Here is a 25,791-nt window from a genome sequence, read left to right as displayed (position 1 = left end):
ACAAGTCGGGGCGTTTTTTCACCAGCAGCTAAAGCTTTAAGGCTTAGCGCGGAAACGCAGGCGGATTCACATCAGCCATGTCTTCCATTACGCGAACTACCTGGCAGCTGTAGCCGAACTCGTTGTCATACCAGACGTACAGGACAACACGATTGTCCTGGACGATGGTCGCTTCGGCGTCGACAACGCCAGCGTGGCGCGAACCGACGAAGTCAGTGGACACCACTTCCTGCGAGTTGACGAAGTCGATCTGCTTGTGCAGGTCGGAGTGCAGCGCCATGTAGCGCAGGTACTCGTTCATCTCTTCACGGGTGGCGGCTTTCTCAAGGTTCAGGTTGAGAATGGCCATCGACACGTTCGGCGTCGGCACACGGATCGCGTTGCCGGTCAGCTTGCCAGCGAGCTCAGGCAAGGCCTTGGCGGCAGCAGTGGCGGCACCGGTTTCGGTGATGACCATGTTCAACGCGGCGCTACGGCCACGGCGATCGCCCTTGTGGAAGTTGTCGATCAGGTTCTGGTCGTTGGTGTACGAGTGAACGGTTTCGACGTGACCGTTGATGATGCCGAACTTGTCATTCACGGCTTTGAGCACCGGCACGATGGCGTTGGTGGTGCAGGAAGCGGCAGAGATGATCTTGTCGTCAGCGGTGATTTCGGTGTGGTTGATACCGTGAACGATGTTCTTCAGCTTGCCCTTGCCAGGTGCGGTCAGGACAACGCGGTCGATACCCGGGCAGGCCAGGTGCTGGCCAAGGCCATCGGCATCGCGCCATACACCGGTGTTATCCACCAGCAGGGCGTCCTTGATGCCGTACTGGGTGTAGTCCACCTCGGTCGGGTTCTTCGCGTAGATCACCTGGATCAGGTTACCGTTGGCGGTGATGGTGTTGTTTTCTTCGTCGATGGTAATGGTGCCGTTGAAGGAACCATGCACCGAGTCGCGGCGCAGCAGGCTGGCACGCTTGGTCAGGTCGTTCTCGGCGCCCTTGCGCACGACGATGGCGCGCAGGCGCAGGCCGTCGCCACCACCGGTTTTCTCGATCAGGATACGCGCAAGCAGACGGCCGATACGACCGAAGCCGTACAGGACCACGTCGGTACCTTTACGAGCCGAAGCGTTCTGCTGACCAACCACGTCAGCCATTTCTTCGCGCACGAACTGTTCGGCGCTACGGCCATTGGCTTCGTTACGGAATTTGAACGCCAGCTTGCCCAGGTCCACCGAGGCCGCGCCGAGCTTGAGCTCGCTCATCGCCTTGAGCAGGGGGAATGTTTCGTGGACGGAGAGTTCGCTGTCGTCGGAAGAACGGTGGCGAGCAAAGCGGTGGGCCTTGAGGATCGCGATGACAGACTGGTTGATCAGGCTGCGGCCATAGATCGAGCTCACCACGTTGTTATTGCGGTAGAGCTGACCGATGAGAGGGATCATCGCTTCTGCGAGTGCTTCACGATCAATCCATTCACCAAGACACTGGTCGGGCTTCTGAGTCACGGTAACCTTCCACATGTAGGGGCTGAAAAAAGGGGCTACATTATGCCGCCGAGTCATCGGCGGAGCAATGCGCGCCCGTCGCGCCGTGGTTTTGCGTTCCTGCAGCATAGTCCGCGACTGACAGCAGCCCCCTTCCCCCGCTACAATTGTCGACTTTGTCGCAACGCTGGAGCTCAACCTTCCGTGCCCGTTCTGCGTCTTCCGCTTCTCCCTGCCGCGGCAGGTAAACAGCACTGGGGCAACCTGCCCGGTGCCGCCCTGAGCCTGGCCATCGCCGAGGCTGCCAGCGCTGCAAAGCGCTTTACCCTGCTGCTGACCGCCGACAGCCAAAGCGCCGAACGGCTGGAACAGGAGCTGGCTTTCTTCGCCCCGGATTTGCCAGTGCTGCATTTCCCGGACTGGGAAACCCTGCCCTACGACCTTTTTTCGCCGCACCAGGACATCATTTCCCAGCGCATCGCCAGCCTTTACCGGCTGCCGGAGCTCAGTCATGGCGTTTTGGTAGTGCCGATTACCACAGCCCTACATCGCCTGGCGCCGACCCAATTCCTGCTGGGCAGCAGCCTGGTGCTGGACATCGGCCAGAAGCTCGACGTCGAGCAAATGCGCACCCGGCTTGAGGCCAGCGGCTACCGCTACGTCGATACCGTGTACGAGCACGGCGAGTTCACGGTCCGCGGCGCGTTGATAGACCTGTTTCCGATGGGCAGCAAACTGCCCTATCGCATCGACCTGTTCGATGACGAGATCGAGACCTTGCGCACCTTTGATCCGGAAAACCAGCGTTCCATCGACAAAGTGCAGTCGATCCGCCTGTTGCCGGCCAAGGAATTCCCTCTGCAAAAAGACGCGGTGACGCGTTTCAAGGCGCGGTTTCGCGAACGCTTCGACGTGGACTTCCGGCGCTGCCCGATCTTCCAGGACCTCAGCAGCGGCATCACCCCGGCCGGTATCGAGTATTACCTGCCGCTGTTCTTCGAAGAAACCTCCACCCTGTTCGATTACCTGCCCCAGGATACCCAGGTATTTTCCCTGCCCGGCATCGAGCAAGCGGCGGAAAACTTCTGGAATGACGTGCGCAACCGCTACGAAGAGCGGCGTGTCGACCCATCCCGTCCTCTATTGCCGCCCGCCGAGTTGTTCCTGCCGGTTGAAGACTGCTTCGCCCGCCTCAAGAGCTGGCCGCGCGTGGTGGCGAGCCAACAGGATGTGGAAACCGGCGTCGGTCGCGAACGCTTCCCCGCCAGAGCGCTGCCGGACCTGGCGATCGAAGCCAAGGCCACGCAACCGTTGGCGGCCCTGGCCGGTTTCCTCGACCAATTCCCTGGCCGCGTGCTGTTCACCGCCGAGTCCGCCGGCCGTCGCGAAGTATTGCTGGAGCTGCTCGAACGCCTGAAGCTGCGACCGAAGACTGTCGACAGCTGGCCGGATTTCGTCGCCGGCAAGGAGCGCCTGGCAATCACCATCGCGCCGCTCAATGACGGGCTGGTCCTGGATGATCCCGCCCTGGCACTGGTCGCCGAGAGCCCGTTGTTCGGCCAGCGGGTGATGCAGCGTCGCCGTCGCGAGAAGCGCGCAGACGCTGCCAACGACGCGGTCATCAAGAACCTTACCGAGTTGCGCGAGGGCGCGCCGGTGGTGCACATCGACCATGGCGTGGGCCGCTACTTGGGCCTGGCGACCCTGGAGATCGAAAACCAGGTCGCCGAATTCCTCACTCTGCAATACGCCGAGGGCGCCAAACTTTATGTGCCGGTGGCGAACCTGCACCTGATCGCCCGCTACACCGGCAGCGACGATGCGCTGGCGCCGCTGCATCGCCTGGGCTCGGAAACCTGGCAGAAAGCCAAGCGCAAGGCCGCCGAACAGGTGCGCGACGTGGCCGCCGAACTGCTTGACATCTACGCCCGTCGCGCCGCGCGCGAAGGCTACGCGTTCGCCGACCCGAAAGCCGATTACGAAACCTTCAGCGCCGGCTTCCCGTTCGAGGAAACCGTCGACCAGCAGACCACCATCGAAGCCGTGCGCGCCGACATGCTCGCGCCCAAGCCGATGGACCGACTGGTCTGCGGCGACGTCGGCTTCGGCAAGACCGAAGTGGCGATGCGCGCCGCGTTCATCGCCGTGCATGGCGGCAAGCAGGTGGCAATCCTGGTGCCGACCACCCTGCTCGCCCAGCAGCACTACAACAGTTTCCGCGACCGCTTCGCCGACTGGCCGGTGACTGTGGAAGTGATGAGCCGCTTCAAGTCGACCAAGGAAGTGAATGCCGCCGTGGCCGACCTGGCCGAGGGCAAGATCGACATCGTCATCGGCACGCACAAACTGCTCCAGGACGACGTGAAATTCAAAAGCCTCGGCCTGGTGATCATCGACGAAGAACACCGCTTCGGCGTGCGCCAGAAAGAACAGCTCAAGGCCCTGCGTAGCGAAGTCGACATCCTGACCCTGACGGCCACGCCGATCCCGCGCACGCTGAACATGGCGGTGTCGGGCATGCGTGACCTGTCGATCATCGCCACGCCGCCGGCCCGCCGCCTGTCGGTGCGTACGTTCGTGATGGAGCAGAACAAAAGCACGGTCAAGGAAGCGCTGCTGCGGGAGTTGCTGCGCGGCGGCCAGGTCTATTACCTGCACAACGACGTGAAGACCATCGAGAAATGTGCCGCCGACCTCGCCGAGCTGGTGCCGGAAGCCCGTATCGGCATCGGCCACGGACAGATGCGCGAGCGCGAACTCGAACAGGTGATGAGCGACTTCTATCACAAGCGTTTCAACGTGCTGATCGCCTCGACCATCATCGAGACCGGCATCGACGTGCCGAGCGCCAACACCATCATCATCGAGCGCGCCGACAAGTTCGGCCTGGCCCAGTTGCACCAGTTGCGCGGCCGGGTCGGCCGTAGCCACCACCAGGCCTATGCCTACCTGCTGACGCCGCCGCGCCAGCAGATCACCCCAGACGCGGAAAAGCGCCTGGAGGCCATCGCCAACACCCAGGACCTCGGCGCCGGCTTCGTGCTGGCCACCAATGACCTGGAAATCCGTGGTGCCGGCGAATTGCTCGGCGACGGCCAGAGCGGCCAGATCCAGGCCGTCGGCTTTACGCTGTACATGGAAATGCTCGAACGCGCGGTCAAGTCGATTCGCAAGGGCGAGCAACCGAACCTCGACCAGCCTCTGGGCGGTGGGCCGGAGATCAATCTGCGGGTGCCGGCACTGATCCCGGAAGATTACCTGCCAGACGTCCATGCGCGGCTGATCCTCTACAAACGCATCGCCTCGGCCACCGACGAGGAAGGCCTGAAAGACTTGCAGGTGGAGATGATCGACCGCTTCGGGCTGCTGCCGGAGCCGACCAAGAACCTGGTGCGCACCACGCTGCTCAAACTCAAGGCCGAGCAACTGGGCATCAAGAAAGTCGACGGTGGGCCCAACGGCGGCCGCATCGAATTCGAAGCCCAGACGCCGGTCGATCCGCTGGTACTGATCAAGCTGATCCAGGGCCAGCCCAAACGCTACAAGTTCGAAGGCGCCACGATGTTCAAGTTCATGGTGCCCATGGAACGCCCGGAAGAGCGTTTTAATACCGTGGAGGCGCTGTTCGAGCGCCTCACTCCGACCACTGCTTGAAGGACGCCCAATGCGCCTGTTTCGCTCCTTGACGTTGTTGATGACCCTGGTCGCCCCCCTGGCCTTCGCCGACGACCTGTATCAGGTGGAAATGATCCTGGTTCGCCAGAATGCCGAGCCGGCGATTCTCAGTCGCGCCGCGCCGGAAGACTGGGACGCCGGCGCACAACGCCTGCCCCCGGACAGCCAGCGCACGCCAGCATTGGGCAATATCGTCGAAAAACTCAACGCCAGCGGCCAATACAGCGTGCTGATGCACAAGGCCTGGCAACAGAACCTGGGCGAACAGGGCAGCAAGGTCGCTGTCAGCGACGGCACCGAACAGTTCGGCCAGTTTCCCATCGAGGGCACCCTGGAAATGAAACTGGGCCGCTTTACCGACGTCGACGCCGACTTCTGGGTCAACCAGATCGACGCCAATGGCCTGGTCACCGCCAGCGAACGCCTCAAGCAACAGAGCCACACCAAGAACGGCCAGCTGAATTTCCTCGATAACGGTCACCTCGGCCTGCTGATCAAGATCACCTCGCTGACCGCGCCCGCGCCACGGCAGGCGCCCGAAGCGATTCCGGACTGACCGGCGCGCCTATGCCCTCGCCCCTGAGCAAACCCCTGGCACCCTCCTGGGTCAATCGATTCAAGGAACAAAGCCTGGAGCGCGGACGCCGATACGCGCTGGAAAATCGCGTCAGGATCGTCGAGACCGGAGACAGCAGCATCATCGCCAGCTGCGAAGGCTCTGGCGGCAGCGTCTATCGTCAGACCATTCGCCTCAAGGAGTCAGCCAAGGGCACGCTGATCCTGCTCGAAGCGGCCTGCTCCTGCCCGGTGCGCATCAACTGCAAACATTGCGCGGCGGTCTTGTTGCAGGTCCAGGAAACCCTGGCCTACCCAGCCGCCGAGAAAGACGCGCATCTGCTGGAAAAACTCCAGACCGTGCTCGACAACCGCAGTCCCAAGGCCCCGCCGCAGGTGCTCGTGGAAAACGTGCAACCGGTGCCGCGCCTGTGGCTGGCGAGTATCGAGTTCAGCGCCTTCGAGCCGCGCAACGGCAAGATGCAGCGCTACATCCAGCACCGCGCTGCCCTGTCCTTCAGCTATCTGGACGAATACGTCAGCGGCCAGCGCAACACTGACGTACTGATTCGCCAGGAAACCCAGACGCTGCGTATTAAACGCCAGACCGATGTGGAACAGTCCTACCGCGAACAACTGCGAATCCTCGGTTTCAAGGTCGCCACCCGGCAAAGCAAGGCGCTGCCGGAAAGCGCCGGCGAGCTTTACGAGATGGTCAACGACAGTGCCTGGTTGACCTTTACCCTCAATGACCTGCCAAAACTGCGCAACCAAGGCTGGGAGCTGCAGATCGACGAGGATTTCGGCTTCGACCTGACGGCCGTGGACGAGTGGTACGCCAGCGTCGAGGAAACTCCGGAGCGAGACTGGTTTGATCTGGAATTGGGGATCATCGTCAACGGCGAGCGCTTGAGCCTGCTGCCGATCCTGCTGAACCTGATGCGCTCGCACATCGAGCTGTTCAACCCGGAACGCCTGGCCCGGCGCCGCGACGACGAACTCATCCTGGTCAACCTGCCGCACCGTCCCAATTCGGAATTCGGCCCGCAGCAAGTCGCCCTGCCCTATGGACGCCTGAAGCCGGTGCTGGCGACCCTTGGCGAGTTTTACCTGCAAGAACCCGGCACCAGCAAACTGCGCCTGAACAGTGCGGACGCCCTGCGCCTGAACCCGCTGCAAGACATGCCGCTGCGCTGGGAAGGGGGCGAACATATCCGTGGCCTGGCCCAGCGGCTGCGCGACATCAAGGACTACACCGCGGCGGCACCGGAAGGCTTGAACGCAACGCTGCGGCCCTATCAGCTCGAAGGCCTGAGCTGGATGCAATCGCTACGACAACTGGAGGTTGGCGGCATTCTCGCGGATGACATGGGCCTGGGCAAAACCCTACAGACCCTGGCGCACATTCTCAGCGAAAAAAACGCCGGCCGCCTCGACAGGCCGTGCATGGTGGTGATGCCGACGAGCCTGATTCCCAACTGGCTCGATGAAGCCAGCCACTTCACCCCGCAGCTCAAGGTATTGGCCCTGTACGGTGCCGGACGCAAGAAACATTTCGAGCGGTTGGCCGACTACGACCTGATCCTGACCACCTATGCATTGCTGCCCAAGGATGTCGAGCGCCTTAAAGCGCAACCGCTGCACGTATTGATCCTGGATGAAGCCCAGTACATCAAGAACCCCACCAGCAAGGCCGCCCAGGCCGCCCGTGAGCTCGATGCCCGGCAGCGGTTGTGCCTGTCCGGGACACCGCTGGAAAACCACCTGGGTGAATTGTGGTCGCTGTTTCATTTCCTGTTGCCGGGCTGGCTCGGCGACATCAAGGATTTCAACCGCGACTACCGCGTGCCGATCGAAAAACGCGGGAGCGCCGTACGATTGCAGCACCTTAACGGTCGGATAAAACCGTTTTTGCTGCGCAGGACCAAGGAACAGGTCGCAACCGAATTGCCGCCCAAGACCGAGATCATCCATTGGGTCGAACTCAGCGACGCCCAACGGGATGTCTATGAAACCATGCGCCTGGCGATGGACAAGAAGGTGCGTGACGAAATCACCCGCAAAGGCGTGGCGCGCAGCCAGATCATCATCCTCGAGGCGCTGCTCAAGCTGCGCCAGGTGTGCTGCGACCTGCGCCTGATCAGCGACGCCGCCCTGCCAGCCCGAGGCAGTGCTTCGGGCAAGCTCGACAGCCTGATGGAGATGCTCGAGGAGTTGTTTGAAGAAGGTCGGCGGGTGCTGCTGTTTTCCCAGTTCACGTCCATGCTGGCGCTGATCGAAGACGAACTGAAAAAGCGCGGTGTGGAATACGCCATCCTGACCGGCCAAACCCGGGACCGACGCACTCCGGTGAAGGAATTCCAGAGCGGCAAGCGTCAGATCTTCCTGATCAGCCTGAAGGCCGGCGGCGTGGGTCTGAACCTGACGGAAGCGGACACGGTGATTCACTACGACCCGTGGTGGAACCCGGCCACCGAAAACCAGGCGACCGACCGCGCTTATCGCATCGGCCAGGAAAAGCCGGTGTTCGTCTACAAGCTGATAGCCCGGGGAACCGTGGAAGAAAAGATTCAACTGCTGCAGAAGGAAAAATCCGACCTCGCGGCCGGCGTGCTGGATGGGCGCGTGGCCGGGGACTGGAAACTGCAGAACGAAGACATCGATGCGTTGTTCGCACCGCTGCCGGATAAGCTGGAGAAGCGCTGAGGTTCGTTTATGCCTGTGGGAGCGAGCCTGCTCGCGATGGCTACTTCACAGCCACCCTCGTAACAACGGTTAACCGCTTCGCGAGCAGGCTCGCTCCCACCCTGCGTCAAGATGGCCGGATCAGCCTGTCGCCAACACTCGCGCCAGGGTCGACTTCACCTTCCCCATCCCGTCATGCAGCGCTTGCTCGATCTCGGCCATGGTGATCACCGCCGTGGATTTGCCTGCCGCGGGATTAACCACCAGGGCCAGGCACCCGTAGTCCAGCTCCAGCTCGCGAGCCAATGCCGCTTCCGGCATACCTGTCATGCCGACGATGTCGCAGCCATCGCGTTCCAGGCGGGCGATTTCAGCCACCGTTTCCAGGCGCGGCCCCTGCGTGCAGGCATAGACGCCATGGCTGCTGTAGCCGCAGCCCTCGGCGGCCAGGGCGGCAATCAATTTCTGGCGCAGCGTCTCCGTGTAGGGATAGCTGAAATCGATATGGGTAACCGCTTCCAGGTCATCGGCAAAATACGTGTGCTGGCGGCCACTGGTGTAATCGATCAACTGATGGGGCACGCAGAAATGCCCGGTGCCCATCGCCGCGTGGATCCCGCCCACGGCGTTGACCGCCAGGATGGCCTCGGCACCCGCCTGCTTCAGGGCCCAGAGATTGGCGCGATAGTTGACCTGGTGCGGCGGAAAACGATGAGGATGGCCATGACGGGCCAGGAACAGCACCTCACGCCCGGCATATTCGCCAATCTGCACGTCAGCCGATGGCGCGCCATAGGGCGTTTCCACCGCCAGGGACTGGCGAATGGTCAGGCCTTCCAGCTGGGTCAGGCCTGTGCCGCCGATAATTGCGTAAACGGTCATAACAAACGTCCTTAATCGATCAGTTGGGCGGCTTTCAGTGCGCCAATCGCTGTCAGCCAGCGTGGATCCTGGCGATACTCGGTACTGGCGAAGGCTTGGCCACGCATGCGGGCGATCCGCGCCGACGGCTTGATCTTCAAGCGTTGGGCGGCGCTCAATGCCAACTCTGCGGCAGCGCGGTCGTTGCACACCAACCCCATGTCGCAACCGGCAGTCAATGCGGCCTCGATACGACTCGCGGCATCACCCACCACATGGGCACCGGCCATTGACAGGTCATCACTGAAAATCACCCCGTCGAACTGCAACTCGCCTCGCAGGATATCCTGCAGCCAACGTCGAGAAAACCCGGCCGGGCTGGCATCGACCTGCGGATAGATCACATGGGCCGGCATCACGGCGCCAAGCTGCTTGCCCAGCCTGGCAAACGGCAGCAGATCGTTGGCGCGGATCTGTTCCAGGCTGCGCTCATCATTGGGGATGGCCACATGGGAGTCCGCCTCGGCCCAGCCGTGCCCAGGAAAATGCTTGCCCGTGGCGGCCATGCCCGCGGCGTTCATGCCCCGAATGAAAGCACCGGCCAACAATGCGGCGCGTTCGGGATCGCCCTCGAATGAACGACTGCCAACCACGGCACTGCGCTGATAATCGAGATCCAGCACCGGGGCGAAACTCAGATCAAGGCCGACCGCCAGCACCTCGGTGGCCATGATCCAGCCGCATTGTTCGGCCAGGTATTCGGCATTCGGGTTATCGGCAATGGCCCGCATCGCCGGCAGACGCACGAACCCTTGGCGCAGGCGCTGGACACGCCCGCCCTCCTGATCGACCGCCAGCAACAGGTCGGGACGAATGGCGCGGATCGCCGCACTCAGCTCGCGCACCTGGCGCGGATGCTCGATGTTGCGAGCGAAGATGATCAAGCCGCCCACTTCGGGCTGACGCAACAGATGGCGATCCTCGGCCGTCAGCCAGGTACCGGCGACGTCCACCATCAACGAGCCTTGCAGGCCAGCAGTCATAGCAATTCCTTAATAACGATGGATGCGCACGGCGACGCATGCACGATGACGCCGCCAGGCTCCAGGCCTGGCAGGTCGCGCATCGGCGATGAATTTAATACGAACTCAAAGGCAGAATCGGCATGGGCGGCTAGCTTAGCGGATGTAAGCAGCCGCGCCCACCCGTGGCCTTACGCCTTGGCGAGCGCCGGGGCGGATTTGCTGCGAGGACGCAACTGCGCTGTCGCCATTGCCTCATCGGTGACGCCGCTTTCGGCACGCATGCCGGCAGCCAGAAACGGCACCATCAGACGCATGACCTGTTCGATGGATGTATTCACGCCGAAATCGGTTTCGGCGATGGCCCGCAGCGCCTTGATCCCAGACATGCTGAACGCAGCGGCGCCAAGCATGAAGTGCACGCGCCAGAACAATTCGATCGGTGGTATGCGTGGCGCGGCTTCATTGACCAGCAGCATGTAGCGACGGAACACCTTGCCGTACATGTCTTCCAGATAACGCCGCAGGTGACCCTGGCTTTGACTGAATGCCAGGCCCAAAAGGCGCATGAAAATGGAAAGATCATTACCGCTGCGTGGTTGGACAACAAGGGCCTGCTCGACCAGGATCTCGAGCAGCTCTTCCAGGGTGGGCTTGACGTCAGGCTTGGCCTGGCGACGTTCCAGTTCACGGTCGAGGCTGATACAGAACGGCCCGAGGAAACGTGAGAACACCGCCTGGATCAGCGCCTTCTTGGAACCGAAGTGATAGTTCACCGCAGCCAGGTTTACCCCGGCCTTGCTGGTGATCAGACGCAAAGAGGTTTCGGCAAAACCTTTTTCCGCGAACAACTGCTCGGCAGCATCGAGAATGCGTTCAACGGTTTCCGACTGGGCCATGGCTACTCCGCCTGACAAACACTTGTTTGAAACATACGTTTCAGCCCTGGGCTTGTCAAGCCTGCCGGGACGTTTTGCGAACGCTCGGTCAGCTATTTAACCACACCTTCATCCGGGCTGTAGCCCTGCCCTTCATAGCGGCCGAAACGACCGTCGAGCGGCGCACGAAAAAAGGGGCATTGCCAAGCGGCTCGCACTGTATATAATCCCAGTCACTGTATAAAAAGACAGAGCGATCGATATGCTAAAGCTGACGCCACGCCAAGCAGAGATTCTGGCCTTCATCAAACGTTGCCTCGAAGACAATGGCTACCCGCCGACCCGTGCGGAAATCGCCCAGGAACTGGGCTTCAAGTCGCCCAACGCGGCGGAAGAACACCTCAAGGCATTGGCCCGCAAGGGCGCGATCGAGATGACACCCGGTGCCTCGAGAGGCATTCGCATCCCCGGCTTCGAAGCCAAGGCTGACGAAACCACGCTGCCAATCATCGGCCGTGTCGCCGCTGGCGCTCCGATCCTAGCCCAGCAGCACGTTGAAGAATCCTGCAACATCAACCCCTCGTTCTTTCACCCGAGGGCTGATTACCTTCTTCGCGTGCACGGTATGAGCATGAAGGATATCGGCATTTTCGACGGCGATCTGCTGGCTGTCCACACCACCCGCGAGGCTCGCAACGGGCAGATCGTGGTGGCGCGCATCGGCGACGAAGTCACCGTCAAGCGGTTCAAGCGCGATGGCAGCAAGGTCTGGCTGATAGCCGAAAATCCCGAGTTCGCCCCCATCGAAGTGGACCTGAAAGATCAGGACCTGGTCATCGAAGGCTTGAGTGTCGGCGTCATTCGCCGCTAAAGGAGGCTTTATGCAATTCCCTCACACACCACAGCACACGCAACTTCCGCTGTTCGAGGCATTCATGGCCCAACCGCTGGTTCCAGTCCTGAAAGAGGTCATCGAATCGCCTTGGGGCGTCGAGCCCGAGGCCTTCAGCGAATTGTCGTTGCGTGGTGCGGCCGGGAATTGCCTGAATCTGCTGGCACCTATTCTGCGGGAGTTGAGCCAGGACCAGGACGCTCGGTGGCTGACGCTGATCGCGCCACCCGCCAGCGTTACCCAGGCCTGGTTGCGGGATGCCGGTCTCAATCGCGAGCGGATCCTGTTATTGCAACCACGCGGCACACAGAGCGCCCAGCAATTGACGTGCGAAGCGTTGCGCCTGGGCCGCAGTCATACGGTGGTCAGCTGGCTCAACCCCCTGACCGCGACAGCTCGCCAACAGTTGATCAGCGCCGCACGCACCGGGGACGCACAAAGCCTGAATATTCGATTGGGTTAAGACAAACGCAGGGCTTCTCCAGGGCAGAGAAGCCAGAACAGCTACCAGATCTCAAAAGTCGCCGAACAGGATCAATGAAGAACCCGTGGCCCCTCTTCTTTGTTGAATTCGCCTTCAACCAGGCGGCCAGCCATCTGGACACCCACGCTCAGCATCGCCTTGGCGACCTCAACGTGTTGACCTTGCAGGAATACCTTGGCGTCCTCAGAGAAGTTCAGGGTAACCAGAGACCCCTCGTCTTCGGCCCGGCGCAGCTCGATGCGGCCATCAGGAAGCTCGACAATTTCTAGAAAGGACGTAGGCATAAAAGTCTGTTCTCCACGAAAGGCGGGGATTATATAGTCATCGGCCAGGCTTCGCTCGGGATCTTGACCAAGCGTCGTTAGCGAACGTTACGGGACGAACTGAACTCAGCACTCGTTCAACCCTTCGCGAAAGCGAATGGCCAGGTTCTTGAGATTCTGCCGCCAGCTCTCCAACTCTTCCCGATTAAGCTCTTGCTCTGGCTCTTCTTCGTCAAGATTGACCGCCACGATCAGCGGCTGGGTCACGTCGCCCTTGGGCTTGCGCGGAGCCCGTGGTGGCTGGAACAGCGCCTGGTGGGCCGCCAGCAATCTGGCCAGCCAGGTTTCCGGGTTCTGCGCCAGTTCGACCATTTCGGCCAGCTCCGGAATTGCGATTGTTTCCAGCACCTCACGAGTCAACACCAGCTCGGCCCGTGACGCATTCGCCTGGGGCAAGCGATAAAAACCGGCGATTTCGTGGCACAGGCCCAACAACGCACCGTACAAATGAAACAACGCCGATTCGCGCCCCGCCTGGACCAGCGCAGGGGAATTCATTGCACGCCCATCCTCCGCCCGCGCAAGCGCTTCAAGCGAAAGGCCGGCGAAATAAATTTTCTGATTGGTGCGGGTATAGAGTTCGTGGGCCATGGCGGCATCTCCCCAACGAAATAAAAGCGTCACGCAGGTGCGACAGTGTCGTGGATCAACCGAGGCCACTGCAAGCCAAAAACAGCAAGGCCGCATGAAAACCCATAGGTTGTCATGCGGCTTTTTTTTGCCTGAAGTGCAGGACGACGACACGTCGGCGAGTGAGAGCAAGCTCCTTCGCCATCAAAGGCCCTTACGCCATCCCGATCAGCGCTTGTCTTCGACGGTCCACTTGCCGCCGTCGTAAAACGCCTTCCAGCCGGTAGGCTTGCCGTCAACCTCGGTCTGCACGTATTGCTCTTTGGTCTTGCGGCTGTAGCGAATCACCGCCGGGCGGCCGTCCGGGTCTTTCTGCGGTGCGTCGCAAAGGAAGTGATACTTCGGATCGATTTCGTCCTTGTGCGGGACAATCTCCATCACCAACGGCGCACGGGTTTCACGATTTTTCGGGAACTGGCTCGCCGCCAGGAACAGGCCAGAAGCACCGTCGCGCAAGATGTAGGTGTCATTGACCTTCTCGCACTTGAGCTCGGGCATCTTCACCGGGTCCATTTTTGGCGGTGCCGCATCGCCGCTCTTGAGCAGCTTGCGGGTATTCTTGCAGGTTGGGTTCGTACAGCCGAAAAACTTGCCGAAACGCCCGGTCTTGAGCTGCATCTCGCTGCCGCACTTGTCGCATTCCAGGCTCGGACCTTCATAGCCCTTGATGCGGTAGCTGCCCTCTTCGATCTCGTAACCGGCGCAATCCGGATTGTTACCGCAGATGTGCAGCTTGCGCTTTTCATCCAGCAAATAGGCGTCCATTGCGGTGCTGCAGATCGGGCAGCGATGCTTGCCGCGCAGCACCAGGGATTCCGATTCACCTTCGTCGTCCGCAGCGATTTCATCACCGGGCACCAGGTTGACCGTTGCCTTGCAGCGCTCCTTTGGCGGCAGGCTGTAGCCCGAGCATCCGAGGAAAACACCGGTTGAAGCCGTGCGGATCTGCATCGGTCGGCCGCAGGTCAGGCACGGAATATCAGTCATCACCGGCTGGTTGGCGCGCATGCCACTGTCAGGGCTTTCGGCCACTTCGAGCTTCTTCTTGAAGTCGCCGTAGAACTCGTCGAGCACGTTTTTCCAGTCCCGCTCACCCTGGGCCACGTCATCGAGGTTCTCTTCCATGCCGGCGGTGAAGCCGTAGTCCATCAGGTTCGAGAAGCTCTCGGACAGGCGCTCGGTCACGATGTCGCCCATCTTCTCCGAATAGAAACGACGGTTGTGCAGCGCCACGTAGCCGCGGTCCTGGATCGTCGAAATGATAGCCGCATAAGTCGAAGGGCGACCGATGCCACGCTTTTCCATTTCCTTGACCAGGCTGGCTTCCGAATACCGGGCCGGCGGCTTGGTGAAGTGCTGGGTAGGATCCAGCTTGAGCAGCTTCATCACGTCGCCCTGGGCCATGTCGGGCAGGACGTCGTCATCCCCTGGCTTGGCGATCTGCGGCATGACACGGGTGTAGCCGTCGAACTTCAGGATACGGCCCTTGGCACGCAGCTCGAAGTCGCCAGCACCGACGCTGACGGTGGTCGACAGGTATTGGGCCGGCAGCATCTGGCAAGCCAGGAACTGGCGCCAGATCAGCTCGTAGAGACGCTCGGCGTCGCGCTCCATGCCAGACAGCTTGCTTGGCGTGGTGTTGGCGTCGGATGGACGAATCGCTTCGTGAGCTTCCTGGGCGCCTTCCTTGCTGCTGTAGACGTTTGGCGTTTCCGGCAGGTATTTCTTGCCGAACTCGGTTTCTAGATAAGTACGCGCCATCGCCACGGCATCGACCGAGAGGTTGGTCGAGTCGGTACGCATGTAGGTGATGTAGCCCGCTTCGTACAGACGCTGGGCCATCATCATGGTTTTCTTCACGCCGAAGCCCAGGCGGTTACTCGCGGCCTGCTGCAGCGTGGACGTGATGAACGGCGCCGAAGGCTTGCTGCTGGTGGGCTTGTCTTCACGCTTGACGATGCTGTAGCTAGAAGCCTTGAGCTTTTCCAGCGCGGCCATGGCCTGCGCTTCATTGAGCGGCTTGAAGGCCTCGCCTTTCTCGCGGGCCACTTCGAAGCGCACGGTGGCGCCCTTGGCGGTACCCAGATCAGCGTGGACTTCCCAATATTCTTCAGGGATGAACGCGCGGATTTCCCGCTCGCGCTCCACTACCAGTTTCACCGCGACCGATTGCACACGTCCGGCGGACAGGCCGCGAGCGATCTTGGCCCACAGCAATGGCGAGACCATGTAGCCCACCACGCGGTCAAGGAAACGTCGCGCCTGTTGAGCGTTGACCCGATCGATATCCAGCTCGCCCGGCTGGGAGAAGGCTTCCTGGATGGCCTTCTTGGTGATTTCGTTGAACACCACACGCTTGTAGCGGCTGTCATCACCACCGATGGCTTCGCGCAGGTGCCAGGCAATGGCTTCCCCTTCGCGGTCCAAGTCCGTCGCGAGATAGATGGTGTCGGCATCCTTGGCGAGCCGGCGCAGCTCTTCGATGACCTTTTCCTTGCCCGGGAGGATCTCGTACTTGGCTTTCCAGCCGTGTTCCGGATCAACCCCCATGCGCGAGACCAACTGCTTGCGCGCCTTTTCCTTCGGCGACAACGCTGGCGCTTCGCCGGCGGCAGCCTTGCCGCGCTTGGCAGCAGGCTCTTTGCTGGCGCTAGCCGAACCGCTGGTGGGCAGGTCTCGGATATGGCCGATACTCGACTTCACCACGTATTGGTTACCCAGATACTTGTTGATGGTCTTGGCCTTAGCCGGGGATTCCACAATGACCAGCGATTTGCCCATGGATCAGAAAATTCCTGAATTCTAAAAAGTGAAAGGCGGTTGGCGCCTGACGCGGCACCGCTATATATAGTGGCTGCAAGGTGAGGTCAAGGGCAGGCTCGCCCTCATGTTGGCCTCAAGGCCTGGAAAAAATGCTCTCCTCGGCCTGCACCAAAGCAAAGCGTGGCACCTGTTCGCCGTCAACCTCGACGGACTCCTGGAACATGCTCAACGGACGCACCCAGAAACCGTAATCGCCATACAGGGCTTGATAGAAGACCACTTCTTCCTCGGTCTCGGAATGCCGCGCAATACTGAATACGCGGTACTGCGGGCCTTTGTAATGTTGGTAGAGCCCAGGTTGTATCGGCATGCTTTGGCCCTCGCTGAATCTTTCCAAAATAAAAACAAAATTTTTCTTGTTGAAAACCCAGAAAAACAAAAACCGGGGCACTTGGCCCCGGCTTCCATCGACGTGACGCTTAGATGCGCTCGAAGACGGTGGCGATGCCTTGGCCGAGGCCAATGCACATGGTGGACACCCCAAAAGTGCCGCCGTTCTGCTTCATGACGTTGAGCAGCGTGCCGGAGATACGCGCACCGGAGCAGCCAAACGGATGACCCAGGGCGATGGCGCCGCCGTGCAGGTTAACCTTCTCGTTCATCTTGTCGAGTATTTTCAGATCTTTCAGCACTGGCAGGGCCTGTGCGGCGAAAGCTTCGTTGAGCTCGAAGAAGTCGATGTCGGAGATACTCAGGCCCGCGCGCTTCAAGGCTTTCTGCGTGGCCGGTACTGGACCATAGCCCATGATTGCGGGATCCACACCGGCGACGGCCATCGAACGAATCACCGCCATCGGCTGGATGCCCAGGTCCTGGGCACGCTGGGCCGACATCACGATCATGCACGAGGCACCATCGGTGATCTGCGACGAGGTACCGGCTGTCACGGTGCCGCCCTTTGGATTGAAGGCCGGCTTCAACGTCGCCAGGCTTTCCAGGGTGGTTTCCGGACGAATGGTCTCGTCGTAGTCAAACAGCTTCAGGAAGCCGTTCTCGTCGTAACCCTGCATCGGGATGATTTCATCCTTGAACTTGCCTTCCACCGTCGCCTTGTGGGCGAGCTGGTGGGAGCGCACGCCAAAGGCGTCCTGCTGTTCGCGGGTGATGCCGTGCATCTTGCCGAGCATTTCCGCGGTCAGGCCCATCATGCCCGAGGCTTTTGCCGCGTACAGCGACATGTGCGGGTTCGGATCGACGCCGTGCATCATGCTCACGTGGCCCATGTGCTCGACACCGCCGACGACGAATACATCACCGTTGCCGGTCATGATCGCCTGGGCGGCGGTGTGCAGCGCGCTCATGGACGAACCGCACAGGCGGCTGACGGTCTGGCCGGCCGCGGTGTGAGGGATCTGGGTCATCAGCGAAGCCATGCGGGCGATGTTCCAGCCCTGCTCCAGGGTCTGGTTCACACAGCCCCAGATCACGTCCTCGACCTCGTTGGGGTCGACCTTCGCGTTGCGCTCCAGCAGCTTGCTGATCAGATGCGCCGACATGTCCTCGGCACGGGTGTTGCGGTGCATGCCGCCCTTGGAGCGGCCCATCGGCGTACGACCGAAGTCGACAATCACGACGTCTCTAGGATTCAAGCTCATAAATGTTCTCTCGCTCTAGTCGTTGGGCGCTTAACCGAAGAAACGCTGGCCGTTCTTGGCCATTTCACGCAGCTTCGCGGTCGGGTGGTACAGCGCGCCCAGATCAGCGTACTGGTCAGCCAGGGCAACGAACTCGGCGACACCGATCGAATCGATGTAGCGCAGCGCACCGCCACGGAATGGAGGGAAACCGATACCGTAGACCAGACCCATGTCGGCTTCGGCGGCGGTTTCGACAATGCCGTCTTCCAGGCAACGCACGGTTTCCAGGCACAGCGGGATCATCATCCAGTTGATGATGTCCTCGTCGGTGACTTCGCGCTGCTCGTAGACGATCGGCTTGAGCACTTCGAGCACCGACGAATCGGCGACTTTCTTCTGCTTGCCGCGCTTGTCGGTCTCGTAGGCGTAGAAGCCCTTGCCGTTCTTCTGGCCAAGGCGCTTGGCTTCATAGAGCACGTCGACAGCCGAACGGCGATCGTCCTTCATACGATCCGGGAAGCCTTCGGCCATGACATCGCGACCGTGGTGGCCGGTGTCGATGCCAACCACGTCCATCAGGTACGCCGGGCCCATCGGCCAGCCGAATTTTTCCATGATCTTGTCGATGCGCACGAAGTCCACGCCAGCGCTGACCAGCTTGGCGAAACCGCCGAAATACGGGAACAGCACGCGGTTGACCAGAAAGCCCGGGCAGTCGTTGACCACGATCGGGTTCTTGCCCATTTTTTTCGCGTAGGCCACGGTGGTGGCGATCGCCTGCTCACTGGACTTCTCGCCACGGATGACTTCCACCAGCGGCATCATGTGCACCGGGTTGAAGAAGTGCATGCCGACGAAGTTTTCCGGACGCTTGAGGGCCTTGGCCAGCAGCGAGATGGAAATGGTCGAGGTGTTGGAGGCAAGGATCGTATCTTCCTTGACCTTGTCTTCGACTTCAGCCAGTACCGCCTGCTTGACCTTCGGGTTCTCGACAACGGCTTCGACCACCAGGTCGACATGGCCGAAATCGCCATAGGACAGCGTCGGGCGAATGCCGTTGAGCACTTCGGCCATCTTCGCGGCGGTCATGCGACCTTTGTCCACACGGCCGACCAGCAGCTTGGCAGCTTCGGCCAAGCCTTGTTCGATGCCATGTTCGTTGATGTCTTTCATCAGGATCGGCGTGCCCTTGGACGCCGACTGGTAGGCGATACCACCGCCCATGATGCCAGCACCCAACACAGCCGCCTGCTTCACGTCGCGAGCGATTTCGTCGTAGGCCTTGGCCTTTTTCTTCAGCTCCTGATCGTTGAGGAACAGGCCGATCAGGCTTTGCGCAGCCGAGGTCTTGGCCAGCTTGACGAAACCGGCGGCCTCGACTTCCAGGGCCTTGTCGCGACCGAAATTCGCGGCTTTCTGGATGGTCTTGATGGCTTCGACCGGCGCCGGGTAGTTCGGGCCAGCCTGACCGGCGACGAAGCCCTTGGCGGTTTCGAAGGCCATCATTTGTTCAATGGCGTTGAGCTTGAGCTTTTCCAGCTTCGGTTGGCGCTTGGCCTTGTAGTCGAACTCGCCGCTGATGGCGCGCTTGATCGTCTCAAGCGCCGCTTCCTGGAGCTTGCCAGGTTCGACCACGGCATCCACGGCGCCGACTTTCAGCGCGTCTTCGGCACGGTTTTCCTTGCCAGCGGCAATCCACTCGATGGCATTGTCGGCACCGATCAGGCGCGGCAGGCGCACGGTACCGCCGAAGCCCGGGTAGATGCCCAGCTTGACTTCCGGCAGGCCGATCTTGGCGGAGGTGGACATGACACGGTAATCGGCCGCCAGGCACATTTCCAGGCCGCCACCCAGGGCGATGCCGTTGATGGCCGCAACCGTTGGCACGCCAAGGTCTTCGAAATCGCTGAAGATACGGTTCGCTTCGAGGTTGCCTGCGATCAGTTCGGCATCGGGCAGCTTGAAGTTGTCGACGAATTCGGTGATGTCGGCGCCGACGATGAACACGTCCTTGCCGCTGCTGACGATCACACCCTTGATCGAAGCATCTGCCTTGATAGTGTCCACGGCCTGACGCAATTCGTTCAGGGTTAGACGGTTGAACTTGTTGACGGACTCACCCTTGAGATCGAACTTCAGTTCGACAATGCCACTTTCAAGAGCCTTAACCGTGATGGCTTTACCTTCGTAAATCATCAACTGATCTCCACGATATGGAAGCTGAACAGTACACGTTGAACGCTGACCGCTGGTTCGGCATGGACATTACCGTCGATGCTACGCCAATCCGCCAGGCACACCCGCCAACGCGATCGTCGGGTTCTGTAGGAACGTTCTGAAAATACAAACGCTCAATTCATACGCCCGTTTGATTTGGGTACGTCACCTTCACGGAATTTCCGTCAATTGTCAATCGCCCTAAACAAGCGCTTGAACGCGACTTTACGGTCATTTCCGTACCCTGCGGATCCGCAACACGACGCCGCATGGGCAGCCATTCATAGAATCAATAATTAGAAAAGTCGCCCTAATTCCGAGCGCGCCTTATTCAACCGGCTAAGCTGGTGACAAGACGTTTGAGCCGAATGAAGAAAGGACGTTCGAATGAACGTCCCGAGGAGATGGTTTACCGGCCTGCCTGGCCAACCCGCCCGATGAATCTGTCGGGCTTTTTTACGCCTCAAGCCAATGCGTTGAGCACTGCGGATATATCCTGCAAAACACTCGCCTCGCCCTTTTCGCCCCAATACAAGGTAATCATCTGCTTGTCGGCTTCGATTTTGTACACGTTGGCGGGCAGCTTGTGGAAATGCGCCAGCAGCGACTCGTCCAGACAGGGCTCGCGCCACTGATTGACCCACACGCCAGGGGCGCTCTGCCAGTAGCTCCAGAGGGCCGGCTGCTTGCCACGTCGGGGCCGGTGGTACTGAGCGCAAGGGTTGGGCGGCGGCTGACTGAGCCAGTGCGGCCACTCCTGGGTAGCCAGTTGCATGGCCAGGCCGAGGCGTCGCGCCTCCATGCGCAGGGCCATGCGACCGCTCTGGACACGCGATGGCCGCAACCATGCCAAGGGGCTCAATACCACCAACAGGATTGACACCACTATCCAGACCGTCATATCTGTACTCCCGAATTCTGATGAGCCCGTTGACCCGCATCGCCGTCAATGCGCTTGAAACCAGCCATACTTACCGTATCGCCATTCTCTGGAGTGCTTTTCATGTACTACGAACACGTCCTGGTCGCCGTCGACCTTACTGAAGAATGCGATCCTGTCGTCAAGCGAGCCCTCGCTCTCTGCGAAGGCCGGGACAACAAACTGTCGCTGGTGCATATCGTCGAGCCGATGGCCATGGCCTTCGGCGGCGACGTCCCAATGGACCTTTCCCAGTTGCAGCAGCAACAGTTTGACCAGGCCAAGGAACGCCTTGATCGACTGATCGTGAAATACCCGGCATTAAAAAAGGAAAACAGCCACCTGACCTACGGCCAGCCGCGCCAGGAAATCCATCACCTGGCCAAGGAACAGGGCTGCGACCTGATCGTTGTCGGCAGCCATGGCCGCCACGGTCTCGCGCTGCTGCTGGGCTCCACCGCCAACGACGTATTGCATGGCGCTCCATGCGACGTGCTGGCGGTGCATCTGGTCAAGCGCTCGTAAACGGCAAACCTGTGGGAGCGAGCCTGCTCGCGAAAGCGCCATGACAGCCGACGTTCAAGTCGCCTGATACACCGCTTTCGCGAGCAGGCTCGCTCCCACAAGGGCAAGCGTTTCGAACAAAAATCCCGGTACTCATCGCTGAGTGCCGGGATTTTTTACGTCAACGGATCAGGCGTCCAGTTCAGCCCAGCGCTCTACCAGCGCATCCAGCTCGGCCTGCAACTGCCCCAGGTGGGCAATCACCTTGGCGGTTTCGGCCGCTGGTCGCTGGTAGAAACCGGCGTCAGCCATCTCGGCCTCCACCGCTGCAATCTGCTGCTCCTTCGCCTCGATATCGCCAGGCAATGCTTCCAGCTCACGCTGAAGTTTGTAGCTGAGCTTCTTTTTCGCAGGGGCAGGCGCGGCAGTGGCGGCAACCGGAGCCGGCTCAGCCTTGACGACCGCCGAATTCAGGTCGGCCTTGCCGGATTTGCTCTCGGTCACGCCCAGGAGACGTGGCGAGCCACCCTGGCGCAGCCAGTCCTGGTAACCACCAACGTACTCGCGAACCAGCCCTTCGCCTTCGAAAACCAGGGTGCTGGTGACCACGTTGTCGAGGAAGGCCCGGTCGTGGCTGACCATCAGCACGGTGCCGTTGAAGGTCAGCAACACCTCTTCCAGCAGTTCGAGGGTTTCCACGTCCAGGTCGTTGGTCGGTTCGTCGAGCACCAGCAGGTTCGCCGGCTTGCTGAACAGCTTGGCCAGCAACAGACGAGCGCGCTCGCCACCCGACAACGCCTTCACCGGGGTACGGGCGCGCTGCGGACTGAACAGGAAATCGCCGAGGTAACTCAGCACGTGGCGGCTCTGGCCGTCGATATCGATGAAGTCGCGACCTTCGGCCACGTTGTCGATCACGGTTTTTTCCAGATCCAGCTGGTGGCGCAACTGGTCGAAATAGGCGACATCGATTTTTGTCCCCTCTTCCACCTTGCCGCTGGTCGGCACCAGACCGCCAAGCATCAGCTTGAGCAAGGTGGTCTTGCCGGTACCGTTGGCGCCCAGCAGGCCGATCCGATCGCCGCGCTGCAGAACCATGGAGAAGTCCTTGACCAGGAACGGGCCACCCGGGTGGGCGAAGCTGACGTTCTCCAGCACCATGACCTGCTTGCCCGACTTGTCGGCGGTTTCCAGCTGGATATTCGCCTTGCCGGTGCGCTCGCGTCGCTCGCTACGCTCAACGCGCAGGGCCTTGAGGGCGCGTACGCGACCTTCGTTACGGGTACGCCGGGCCTTGATGCCCTGGCGGATCCAGACCTCTTCCTGGGCCAGGCGCTTGTCGAACAGCGCATTGGCGGTTTCTTCCGCCGCCAGCACTGCTTCCTTGTGAACCAGGAAACTGGCGTAGTCGCCGTTCCAGTCGATCAGGCCGCCGCGATCCAGTTCGAGGATGCGGGTCGCCAGGTTCTGCAGGAAGGAACGGTCGTGAGTGATGAACAGCACCGCGCCCTGGAAATCCTTGAGGGCCTCTTCAAGCCAGGCGATGGCGCCGATGTCGAGGTGGTTGGTCGGCTCGTCGAGCAGCAGCAGATCGGGTTCGGACACCAGGGCCTGGGCCAGCAGGACGCGGCGACGCCAGCCACCGGACAGCTCGGCCAGGGTCTTGTCGGCCGGCAGTTGCAAGCGGCTCAGCGTGCTGTCGACTAATTGCTGCAGGCGCCAGCCGTCACGGGCTTCGAGGTCGTGCTGGACATGCATCAGCTTGTCCAGGTCGGCATCGGTGACGATGTTCTGGCTCAGGTGATGATATTCGGCCAACAGCGCGCCGACACCGTCCAGGCCTTCGGCGACCACGTCGAATACCGTCCGCTCGTCGGCTACCGGCAGTTCCTGGGGCAATTCGCCGATCTTCAGGCCTGGCGCGCGCCAGACCGAGCCGTCGTCGGGCTTCTGGTCGCCCTTGACCAGCTTCATCATGCTGGACTTGCCAGTGCCGTTGCGGCCGATGATGCACACCCGCTCTCCACGGGCGATCTGCCAGGACACCTTGTCCAACAACGGCATCGCGCCGAAAGCAAGGGACACATCGCTGAATTTGAGCAGGGTCATGAGCTTCTCCAAAAACCGGGCGCGCATTCTACCTGAGAAGAGGCCTCAAAGGTCCGCCAATTTCGCCTCCGAAGCACTCTGCACAACAATTGTTGCGAACTTGCGCGAACGGCCCTGCAAAGCTTTCGCCGGTTGCTGGCAAAAGGCTAAGCTACAGGCAGTTACCCCGGGCTCCCCCCGGGCTTGTCTTGTTTTTTCTGCCCGGACGTATCATGCGCAGTCGCCTTTTCAGTGTCTTATCTTGTTTGTTTGTGTGTGCCACTGCCGTTCAGACCGCCCAGGCGGTGGATATTTCCACCCAGCGCCAGTATTACGATGAGGCCAAGCGCGCCCTGGCCAAAGGTGATTCCGGCCCCTATTTGCGCTACAGCCAGGCCCTGCGCGATTATCCGCTGGAGCCCTACCTCGCCTACGATGAGTTGACCGCTCGCCTGAAAAGCGCGAGCAATGCCGAGATCGAGAAATTCCTCGCCGAACATGGCGACCTGCCCCAGGCCAACTGGATGAAGCTGCGCTGGTTGCGCTGGCTGGCTGAGCGTGGCGACTGGGCAACCTTCGTCAAGTATTACGACCCCAAGCTCAACTTCACCGAACTCGATTGCCTCAACGCTCAATATCAACTGAGCCATGGCCTCAAGGCCGAAGGCTACGCCAACGCCGAGAAACTCTGGCTTACCGGCAAATCCCAGCCGGCGGCCTGCGATGCGCTGTTCGGCATGTGGGCGGCCCAAGGCCAACTGACTGAACAGAAACGCTGGGAGCGCGCCAAACTGGCCGCCCAGGCGCGTAACTATCCGCTGGCCAACAGCCTGGTGAGCGGCCTGACCACCCTGGCGCCTCGCGGCAGCCTGTTGATCGACGTGGCGCAGAAGCCCGAACTGCTCAACCAGCCTTCGCGCTTCGCGCCCGCCGATGAACCGATGTCCGATGTCGTGAGCCTCGGCTTGCGACGCCTGGCCCGCCAGGACCCGGAAAAAGCCATGGCGTTGCTGGACGGGTATGCCAGCACCATGCATTTCTCTCGAGACGAGAAAGTGGCAATCGCCCGGGAAATTGGTCTGACCCTGGCCAAACGCTTCGACAGCCGCGCCCTCGACGTGATGACCAAATACGACCCGGAGCTGCGCGATGATACTGTCTCGGAATGGCGTTTGCGCCTGCTGTTGCGCCTGGCCCGCTGGGAAGATGCCTATCAGTTGACCCGCCGCCTGCCCGAGTCGCTCGCCACCACCAACCGCTGGCGTTACTGGCAGGCCCGCAGCCTGGAGCTGGCGCAGCCGCAGAACCCGCAAGCGGTGACGCTCTACAAGCAACTGGCCCGGGAGCGTGACTTCTACGGCTTCCTGGCGGCCGACCGCTCCCAGTCACCCTATTCGCTCAACAACAAGCCGCTGGTGATGAGCCAGGCGCTGATCAACAAAGTGCGCAACACCCCTGGAGTGCGCCGCGCGCTGGAGTTTCATGCGCGCGGACAGATCGTCGATGGCCGCCGCGAGTGGTATCACGTCAGCCGCCATTTCAACCGGGACGAAATGGTTGCCCAGGCGAAACTGGCCTATGACCTGAAATGGTACTTCCCGGCCATCCGCACCATCAGCCAGGCCAAATACTGGGACGACCTGGATATCCGCTTCCCGATGGCCCACCGCGACACGCTGGTGCGCGAAGCCAGGATCCGCGGCCTGCATCCAAGCTGGGCGTTCGCCATCACCCGCCAGGAAAGCGCATTCATGGACGATGCCCGCTCCAGCGTCGGTGCCAGCGGCCTGATGCAGTTGATGCCAGGCACCGCCAAGGAAACCGCCCGCAAGTTCAACATTCCCCTGGCATCGCCCCAGCAAGTGTTCAACCCGGACAAGAACATCCAGCTCGGCGCGGCTTACCTGAGCCAGGTGCACAGCCAATTCAACGGCAACCGGGTCCTCGCCTCCGCCGCGTACAACGCCGGCCCTGGCCGCGTGCGTCAATGGCTGCGTGGCGCTGACCACCTGAGCTTCGACGTCTGGGTCGAAAGCATCCCTTTCGACGAAACCCGCCAGTACGTACAGAACGTGCTGTCCTACTCGGTGATCTACGGCCAGAAACTCAACTCGCCACAACCGTTGGTGGACTGGCACGAGCGCTATTTCGATGATCAGTGAGTATTAGCGAGAAGCTGTCCTGAGA

19 protein-coding genes are annotated in these 25,791 nt (G+C 60.9%); 7 read left to right on the top strand and 12 right to left on the bottom strand.

Annotated elements, in window-relative coordinates; translation table 11 throughout:
- Window positions 1–43 precede the first annotated feature (43 nt).
- The gene (locus J3P84_RS09790; RefSeq protein ID WP_305500011.1) at window positions 44–1,507 is read right to left on the bottom strand and encodes a glyceraldehyde-3-phosphate dehydrogenase; all 1,464 of its coding nucleotides are present in this window, start codon (window positions 1,505–1,507) and stop codon (window positions 44–46) included.
- Between the two features lie 168 nt (window positions 1,508–1,675).
- Here J3P84_RS09790 and mfd point away from each other — a divergent pair, with 168 nt between their 5' ends.
- Genes mfd through J3P84_RS09775 form a run of 3 tightly spaced genes read left to right on the top strand, consistent with a single transcriptional unit; the run spans window position 1,676 to window position 8,407 of the window.
- Entirely contained in the window at window positions 1,676–5,125 is a 3,450-nt protein-coding gene (gene mfd, locus J3P84_RS09785) for a transcription-repair coupling factor (RefSeq protein ID WP_434629756.1), read from the top strand.
- A gap of 10 nt (window positions 5,126–5,135) precedes the next feature.
- Window positions 5,136–5,702 carry a CsiV family protein gene (locus J3P84_RS09780; protein WP_434629753.1) on the top strand — a complete coding sequence of 189 codons (567 nt, stop codon included), beginning with the start codon at window positions 5,136–5,138 and terminating at the stop codon, window positions 5,700–5,702.
- Between the two features lie 11 nt (window positions 5,703–5,713).
- A complete protein-coding gene (locus J3P84_RS09775; protein WP_434629750.1) occupies window positions 5,714–8,407 on the top strand; it encodes a DEAD/DEAH box helicase in 2,694 nt (897 codons plus the stop codon).
- 120 nt (window positions 8,408–8,527) lie between these two features.
- Here the strand turns inward: J3P84_RS09775 and J3P84_RS09770 are convergent, their stop codons facing one another.
- The 3 genes from J3P84_RS09770 to J3P84_RS09760 form a co-directional block, all read right to left on the bottom strand.
- Window positions 8,528–9,268 carry an S-methyl-5'-thioinosine phosphorylase gene (locus tag J3P84_RS09770; protein WP_434629747.1) on the bottom strand — a complete coding sequence of 247 codons (741 nt, stop codon included), beginning with the start codon at window positions 9,266–9,268 and terminating at the stop codon, window positions 8,528–8,530.
- 11 nt (window positions 9,269–9,279) lie between these two features.
- Complete coding sequence (nagZ, locus tag J3P84_RS09765; RefSeq protein WP_434631252.1) at window positions 9,280–10,278, bottom strand: beta-N-acetylhexosaminidase; 999 nt, start codon at window positions 10,276–10,278, stop codon at window positions 9,280–9,282.
- A 182-nt stretch (window positions 10,279–10,460) separates the two neighbouring features.
- The gene (locus J3P84_RS09760; protein ID WP_434629744.1) at window positions 10,461–11,168 is read right to left on the bottom strand and encodes a TetR family transcriptional regulator; all 708 of its coding nucleotides are present in this window, start codon (window positions 11,166–11,168) and stop codon (window positions 10,461–10,463) included.
- A gap of 241 nt (window positions 11,169–11,409) precedes the next feature.
- On the opposite strand from J3P84_RS09760, the gene lexA reads away from it, so the two are divergent.
- The gene (gene lexA / locus J3P84_RS09755; RefSeq protein WP_186609823.1) at window positions 11,410–12,018 is read left to right on the top strand and encodes a transcriptional repressor LexA; all 609 of its coding nucleotides are present in this window, start codon (window positions 11,410–11,412) and stop codon (window positions 12,016–12,018) included.
- A gap of 10 nt (window positions 12,019–12,028) precedes the next feature.
- Window positions 12,029–12,502, top strand: coding sequence for an SOS-induced cell division inhibitor SulA (sulA, locus tag J3P84_RS09750; RefSeq protein ID WP_003199648.1), 474 nt, complete (start codon window positions 12,029–12,031; stop codon window positions 12,500–12,502).
- A gap of 71 nt (window positions 12,503–12,573) precedes the next feature.
- Here the strand turns inward: sulA and J3P84_RS09745 are convergent, their stop codons facing one another.
- From J3P84_RS09745 to J3P84_RS09715, 7 genes are all read right to left on the bottom strand, one after another.
- Window positions 12,574–12,807 (bottom strand): hypothetical protein, encoded by a 234-nt coding sequence (locus tag J3P84_RS09745; protein ID WP_003183419.1) that lies wholly within the window; start codon window positions 12,805–12,807, stop codon window positions 12,574–12,576.
- Window positions 12,808–12,912: 105 nt separating this feature from the next.
- Window positions 12,913–13,437, bottom strand: coding sequence for a DUF6586 family protein (locus J3P84_RS09740; RefSeq protein WP_434629741.1), 525 nt, complete (start codon window positions 13,435–13,437; stop codon window positions 12,913–12,915).
- 207 nt (window positions 13,438–13,644) lie between these two features.
- The gene (gene topA, locus J3P84_RS09735) at window positions 13,645–16,257 is read right to left on the bottom strand and encodes a type I DNA topoisomerase (protein ID WP_434629738.1); all 2,613 of its coding nucleotides are present in this window, start codon (window positions 16,255–16,257) and stop codon (window positions 13,645–13,647) included.
- A 115-nt stretch (window positions 16,258–16,372) separates the two neighbouring features.
- On the bottom strand, window positions 16,373–16,609 hold the full coding sequence (locus J3P84_RS09730; RefSeq protein ID WP_072389007.1) for a DUF1653 domain-containing protein: 237 nt from the start codon (window positions 16,607–16,609) through the stop codon (window positions 16,373–16,375).
- 109 nt (window positions 16,610–16,718) lie between these two features.
- On the bottom strand, window positions 16,719–17,894 hold the full coding sequence (gene fadA / locus J3P84_RS09725; RefSeq protein ID WP_305499994.1) for an acetyl-CoA C-acyltransferase FadA: 1,176 nt from the start codon (window positions 17,892–17,894) through the stop codon (window positions 16,719–16,721).
- A gap of 30 nt (window positions 17,895–17,924) precedes the next feature.
- Window positions 17,925–20,072, bottom strand: a complete 2,148-nt coding sequence (gene fadB, locus J3P84_RS09720; RefSeq protein ID WP_434629734.1) for a fatty acid oxidation complex subunit alpha FadB — start codon at window positions 20,070–20,072, stop codon at window positions 17,925–17,927.
- 484 nt (window positions 20,073–20,556) lie between these two features.
- Window positions 20,557–20,994, bottom strand: a complete 438-nt coding sequence (locus tag J3P84_RS09715; protein ID WP_434629731.1) for a hypothetical protein — start codon at window positions 20,992–20,994, stop codon at window positions 20,557–20,559.
- A gap of 102 nt (window positions 20,995–21,096) precedes the next feature.
- Between J3P84_RS09715 and J3P84_RS09710 the strand changes: the two genes are divergently transcribed.
- Window positions 21,097–21,537, top strand: a complete 441-nt coding sequence (locus J3P84_RS09710; RefSeq protein WP_305499988.1) for a universal stress protein — start codon at window positions 21,097–21,099, stop codon at window positions 21,535–21,537.
- A gap of 168 nt (window positions 21,538–21,705) precedes the next feature.
- On the opposite strand, the gene J3P84_RS09705 is transcribed toward J3P84_RS09710, so the two are convergent.
- Entirely contained in the window at window positions 21,706–23,625 is a 1,920-nt protein-coding gene (locus J3P84_RS09705; RefSeq protein WP_434629728.1) for an ATP-binding cassette domain-containing protein, read from the bottom strand.
- Window positions 23,626–23,837: 212 nt separating this feature from the next.
- Here J3P84_RS09705 and J3P84_RS09700 point away from each other — a divergent pair, with 212 nt between their 5' ends.
- The gene (locus tag J3P84_RS09700; protein ID WP_434629725.1) at window positions 23,838–25,766 is read left to right on the top strand and encodes a transglycosylase SLT domain-containing protein; all 1,929 of its coding nucleotides are present in this window, start codon (window positions 23,838–23,840) and stop codon (window positions 25,764–25,766) included.
- Window positions 25,767–25,791 lie beyond the last annotated feature (25 nt).

The sequence above is a fragment of the Pseudomonas sp. Z1-29 genome (assembly GCF_051131995.1).
Lineage (GTDB): Bacteria > Pseudomonadota > Gammaproteobacteria > Pseudomonadales > Pseudomonadaceae > Aquipseudomonas.
The sequence above is the reverse complement of the archived record's forward strand: the minus strand, read 5'-3'. Positions and strand labels throughout refer to the sequence as shown.

Excerpts from the sequence above, each read along its gene's own strand:
- topA (WP_434629738.1), bottom strand. The coding sequence starts at position 16,257 with ATGGGCAAATCGCTGGTCATTGTGGAATCCCCGGCTAAGGCCAAGACC.
- J3P84_RS09740 (WP_434629741.1), bottom strand. The coding sequence starts at position 13,437 with ATGGCCCACGAACTCTATACCCGCACCAATCAGAAAATTTATTTCGCC.
- J3P84_RS09700 (WP_434629725.1), top strand. The coding sequence starts at position 23,838 with ATGCGCAGTCGCCTTTTCAGTGTCTTATCTTGTTTGTTTGTGTGTGCC.
- J3P84_RS09790 (WP_305500011.1), bottom strand. The coding sequence starts at position 1,507 with ATGTGGAAGGTTACCGTGACTCAGAAGCCCGACCAGTGTCTTGGTGAA.
- lexA (WP_186609823.1), top strand. The coding sequence starts at position 11,410 with ATGCTAAAGCTGACGCCACGCCAAGCAGAGATTCTGGCCTTCATCAAA.
- fadB (WP_434629734.1), bottom strand. The coding sequence starts at position 20,072 with ATGATTTACGAAGGTAAAGCCATCACGGTTAAGGCTCTTGAAAGTGGC.
- J3P84_RS09715 (WP_434629731.1), bottom strand. The coding sequence starts at position 20,994 with ATGACGGTCTGGATAGTGGTGTCAATCCTGTTGGTGGTATTGAGCCCC.
- J3P84_RS09770 (WP_434629747.1), bottom strand. The coding sequence starts at position 9,268 with ATGACCGTTTACGCAATTATCGGCGGCACAGGCCTGACCCAGCTGGAA.
- J3P84_RS09775 (WP_434629750.1), top strand. The coding sequence starts at position 5,714 with ATGCCCTCGCCCCTGAGCAAACCCCTGGCACCCTCCTGGGTCAATCGA.
- J3P84_RS09780 (WP_434629753.1), top strand. The coding sequence starts at position 5,136 with ATGCGCCTGTTTCGCTCCTTGACGTTGTTGATGACCCTGGTCGCCCCC.
- J3P84_RS09730 (WP_072389007.1), bottom strand. The coding sequence starts at position 16,609 with ATGCCGATACAACCTGGGCTCTACCAACATTACAAAGGCCCGCAGTAC.
- J3P84_RS09705 (WP_434629728.1), bottom strand. The coding sequence starts at position 23,625 with ATGACCCTGCTCAAATTCAGCGATGTGTCCCTTGCTTTCGGCGCGATG.
- J3P84_RS09760 (WP_434629744.1), bottom strand. The coding sequence starts at position 11,168 with ATGGCCCAGTCGGAAACCGTTGAACGCATTCTCGATGCTGCCGAGCAG.
- fadA (WP_305499994.1), bottom strand. The coding sequence starts at position 17,894 with ATGAGCTTGAATCCTAGAGACGTCGTGATTGTCGACTTCGGTCGTACG.
- J3P84_RS09710 (WP_305499988.1), top strand. The coding sequence starts at position 21,097 with ATGTACTACGAACACGTCCTGGTCGCCGTCGACCTTACTGAAGAATGC.
- J3P84_RS09745 (WP_003183419.1), bottom strand. The coding sequence starts at position 12,807 with ATGCCTACGTCCTTTCTAGAAATTGTCGAGCTTCCTGATGGCCGCATC.
- sulA (WP_003199648.1), top strand. The coding sequence starts at position 12,029 with ATGCAATTCCCTCACACACCACAGCACACGCAACTTCCGCTGTTCGAG.